The sequence below is a fragment of the Streptomyces sp. NPDC002265 genome (assembly GCF_040296125.1).
Taxonomy (GTDB): domain Bacteria; phylum Actinomycetota; class Actinomycetes; order Streptomycetales; family Streptomycetaceae; genus Streptomyces.
This window is the reverse complement of record NZ_JBEOWS010000580.1, coordinates 1-3587: the sequence shown is the minus strand read 5'-3', so window position 1 is coordinate 3587 and position 3587 is coordinate 1. Positions and strand designations below refer to the sequence as shown.

4 protein-coding genes and 1 pseudogene are annotated in these 3587 nt (G+C 68.6%); 1 reads left to right on the top strand and 4 read right to left on the bottom strand.

What is annotated here, in order from left to right; genetic code table 11:
- Window positions 1-215: pseudogene (locus ABT085_RS45085) on the top strand (catalase); the annotation flags it as partial.
- Here ABT085_RS45085 and ABT085_RS45080 read toward each other — a convergent pair.
- The 4 genes from ABT085_RS45080 to ABT085_RS45065 form a co-directional block, all read right to left on the bottom strand.
- The gene (locus ABT085_RS45080; RefSeq protein WP_351622684.1) at window positions 199-687 is read right to left on the bottom strand and encodes an IS3 family transposase; all 489 of its coding nucleotides are present in this window, start codon (window positions 685-687) and stop codon (window positions 199-201) included. The pseudogene ABT085_RS45085 and the gene ABT085_RS45080 overlap by 17 nt on opposite strands.
- On the bottom strand, window positions 687-1022 hold the full coding sequence (locus ABT085_RS45075; protein WP_351622679.1) for a transposase: 336 nt from the start codon (window positions 1020-1022) through the stop codon (window positions 687-689). The genes ABT085_RS45080 and ABT085_RS45075 overlap by 1 nt, the downstream gene beginning before the upstream one ends.
- Window positions 1023-1294: 272 nt before the next feature.
- Window positions 1295-2509: a hypothetical protein gene (locus ABT085_RS45070; RefSeq protein WP_351622676.1), complete on the bottom strand. Its 1215-nt coding sequence runs from the start codon at window positions 2507-2509 to the stop codon at window positions 1295-1297.
- Window positions 2510-2978: 469 nt separating this feature from the next.
- Window positions 2979-3329 carry a helix-turn-helix domain-containing protein gene (locus tag ABT085_RS45065; RefSeq protein WP_351622673.1) on the bottom strand — a complete coding sequence of 117 codons (351 nt, stop codon included), beginning with the start codon at window positions 3327-3329 and terminating at the stop codon, window positions 2979-2981.
- Window positions 3330-3587: the final 258 nt, after the last annotated feature.

Below are 3587 nucleotides of genomic sequence, written 5' to 3'. Positions count from 1 at the left end.
GTCGCTGCGATCTTGGAGGGGCGTGCCCCTGGGAAATCCTGATCGTGGGGTCGCCCGGCACCTCCTCGACCCCACGAACATCGTCCCCGAGGAACTCCCCCGGTGCAGCCCATCGGACTGCTCACCCCCAACCGCAACCGGCGAACTACTTCGCCCAGATCGCCTTCCACGTCGGCCACCTCGTGCCCGGCATCGATGTCATCGACGACCAATTGAATCCGCCGCGTCGATCGACCAGCCCACCACGCGCCGCGAGAACGTGTCCAGGACCACCGCGCAGTACACCTTGCCCTCCAGCGTGGGGTGCTCGGTGATGTCGGTGACCCATAACTGGTCCCGGGCGTGACGGGTGAAGTTCCGCTCCACCAGGTCGGCGACGGACGGGGTGACGTGCTTGGCGCGGCGACGTCGGTTGCCGGGCAGGCCGTGCAGGCCAGCGCGCTGCATCAACAGTTCCACGGTGCCGTGGCTGACGTGGATGCTCAAACCCAGGCGGAGCTCGGCGTGGACCCGGCGGGAGCCGTAGGTGTCGCGGGAGGCGGTGCGGATGCCCACGATGGCCTCGGTCAGCCAAGCGTGCTTGACCAGACGGTTCGACGGCGGTCGGTCCCTCCAGGCGTAGTATCCGGACTCGGCGACATGCAGTACCCGGCAGGCAAGCTGCACCGGCAGGTGCTGGCCGGCCATCACGCGGATGGCTTCGAACCGCCTTTTGGGGGCGTCACCTCACCCAGCAGTTCTGCGGCCCGTCGGTGGATGGCCAACTCGGCCTCCAGCTCGGCGATGCGTTTGCGGGCCGCAGCGAGTTGGGACTGGTCGCTGCTGTTCCTTCCGGGCAACTGACCTGTATCGATGAAGTGTTGGCGGCGCCAGACATAGATCGTCTGGTCGCTGATGCCGAGGAGCTGGGCAACCTCGGCGACCTTCCTTCCGGACGCGACGAGATCGAGAACTCTGCGACGGAACTCGGGTGGATAGTTGCGGGGCGGCATCACGGCCTCCGAAGGCTGCTGGATCGTCAATTGTCCAGCAACCCGAATCCATTAGAACCGGGGCATACTACTCGATTCCCTGAGAGGCGCGGCGGTCCTGGTTGACAGAATTCGGGGTGAACGGACGCAGTGAGGTGTCACTCGGAACCGCGGCACGGGGGCACTGAACCGGACGGATTTCGGATCGTCGCGCTTTCCGGTGGCCGGCAGCGGCGTGGGCCCGGGAAGGTGCCCGCCCGCAACACAGTGGCCGAGTGCTGAGTGGGCTGTAGTTATGCCACGGACGAGCCGGCGCTGAAGGTTCAGTCCGCCGCGGGGGTGAGGGCGATGAGGGCGGTGCAGGCAGGTCCCCCGGCTCTGAGATCGCGCATCAGGGCCTTCTTCGTCCGGTGAGTGGCGATGAACCGGGCGTACCGCTCCGCGAATGCGCCGGTGGTGGCGTCCCGGTCGGCGAGGGCGGCCAGATCTCCCAGGAGACGGACGATCTCCGGGTAATGGCGGGTTCCTCGCTGTGAGAGGAGTTCTCCCACGCGGTGCCAGGCCGCCTCGGGATCGTCCTGCAGGTCGGCCAGCCGCCGGTCTTGCGCCTCGCGCGCCTGACACACCGCCCGGTCGCGCTCCTCGGCCTCCCGTTGTTCCTGGCGGGCAATACGCAGCGTCTTCTGGGCAGGGACCGCGGCAAGGAGTTCGGCAACTGTGCGGGGTGCGGGAGCGGGGCCGCCGGGCGCCCGGCTGTCCAGGAAGCGACGGCGCAGCCCGGACAGGAGGTGAGGATCGCCGTCGTGGATGAGCCGGGCGAGGACGGTGTCCTTCTCCTGCGTGTCGAGGGTGGCGGTCCAGGCCAGGTGGGCGGCGAGTGTGGGGCGGGGCGGCGGGGGTGCGTGCTGGGCTGCGGCCGCGATGAGGTCTGCGTCGATGCGTAGGAACGTGGCCAGGTCGGCCAGGGGCTCGGGCAGGTCGGCCAGTCCTGGTGGTACGGCGGGTTCCAGGTCGTCGTCGTCGAATTCGCCGTTGCGTGCGCGCAGCAGCCAGGCGAGGTAGAGAAGGCGCAGGTCTCCCTCGGCGACCTGTTGTCGGGCTCGGGCGATGGAGGGCAGCCACTGCTCGTCCCGGCCCCCGTCCTCGTCGAAGTCATCCTCGTCGATGCCGAAGAGGTCGTTGAAGTCCTCGATGTCGTCCTCGGGATCGGACTCCAGGGCGAGAAGGACGTATCCATTGCTCTCCCAGGCGTCCGCCGAATCGCCGGCGCAGTACGCCTGGACGGTGTCCAGGGACAGGGCGGTGGCGGGCCAGCGCAGGATCAGCCGTCGGGTGCCCCAGTTCGCGAAGTAGAGGTGGGCGTCGTAGTGGGTCTCCACCAGCAGTCGGGGGTCGCCCTTGAAGTCGCCCCAGCCGTAGGTGTTCACGAAGCTGTGCCGGGACAGCCTCGCGCGTGTCGTCAGTGCGCGGATCTGCGCGAGCTGCGCGTCGGTCAGCGGGGTGTCGACCTCGAACTGGTAGTGCTGGTACTCCGACATGGCCCTTTTCCCTCCCCGTTTCCGGTCAAGTCGTAGCAGGGTCGGCGGCTCGGCACAGCAAAAACGGCGCAGCGCGCGCCGCGGCATGCACACGAAGGCGTTGAGGTTGTCTGATCTTGCCGCTGTCGGATGGCTGCCTCGCTATGGTGGTCGGCAGTCTGTGCTTCGTGGAGCGTGCGGGGCAGTTCGTCGTCCAGACCGTTGGCACGCGAGGGGATCCCGTCGTGCCGCCGTCTTCTTCCGGTTCCGGCTTTTGCGCCCCTGGCCCCGACGGCGGCAGGTGTCCCGGCACTGCCGCCCTGCACCGCCTGTACGGCCAGGTGGTCTCCTTCGATCCCGGCACCGGCCACCTCGGGTTCTGCCCCGTCGGCGGCCATCGGGCCATTCCCCGCCAACAACCACCTCGGCCAGATCCGCCGCCGCAAACCCACAACCGCGACCCCCCTCGAGCGCCGCCTCGGCGACCTGTTCAGCCTCCTCGACCACGAAAGTCCCGCCGCCCTCCCCCTCGTCGACCAGGCCGCCTTCGTCCTCGGCCCTCCCCGGGTCCGCGCCGCTGGCGGTCGCCGGACATTGCGACGATCCGGTGCACCGGCCGCCCCGGCGGGCCCGTCTTGACCAGGGAGATGATCCGGGACCGCTCGTGCTCGGTGATCCGCCGCTTGCGGCCCTGCCCGCCCAGATCATCCAGTCCCTGCAGGCCCAGACGGTTGAAGCGGTGCAGCCAGCAGCGGACCGTCTTCTGGCTGCAGCCCAGCTCCACGACGATCGCCGGCACCCGCAGCCCCGACCAGCTCAACTCGATCATTCGGGCCCGCATCACCGCATCCCGAGGCGCCTTCCGCGCCCGCGCCAGCCGGCGGACGACAGCCCGCTCGTCCTCGTCGCGTTCCGGTCGCGCCCATAAAACCATCGCCCAGCACCCGCCCCCGAGCACCCCCAACCACCCCGCTACCAGGACATATAACCACCCAAAGAGGAATCTGAACCGCACCGGTTCGAATGGAGACTCGATTCTCTGAGAGGATTGAGTCATGGCACGTCCCTCCCCTTACCCCGCTGAGCTGCGGCGTCGTGC

Coding starts and splice junctions, on each gene's coding strand:
- ABT085_RS45080 (WP_351622684.1), bottom strand. CDS start 687: ATGGCCGGCCAGCACCTGCCGGTGCAGCTTGCCTGCCGGGTACTGCAT.
- ABT085_RS45070 (WP_351622676.1), bottom strand. CDS start 2,509: ATGTCGGAGTACCAGCACTACCAGTTCGAGGTCGACACCCCGCTGACC.
- ABT085_RS45065 (WP_351622673.1), bottom strand. CDS start 3,329: ATGCGGGCCCGAATGATCGAGTTGAGCTGGTCGGGGCTGCGGGTGCCG.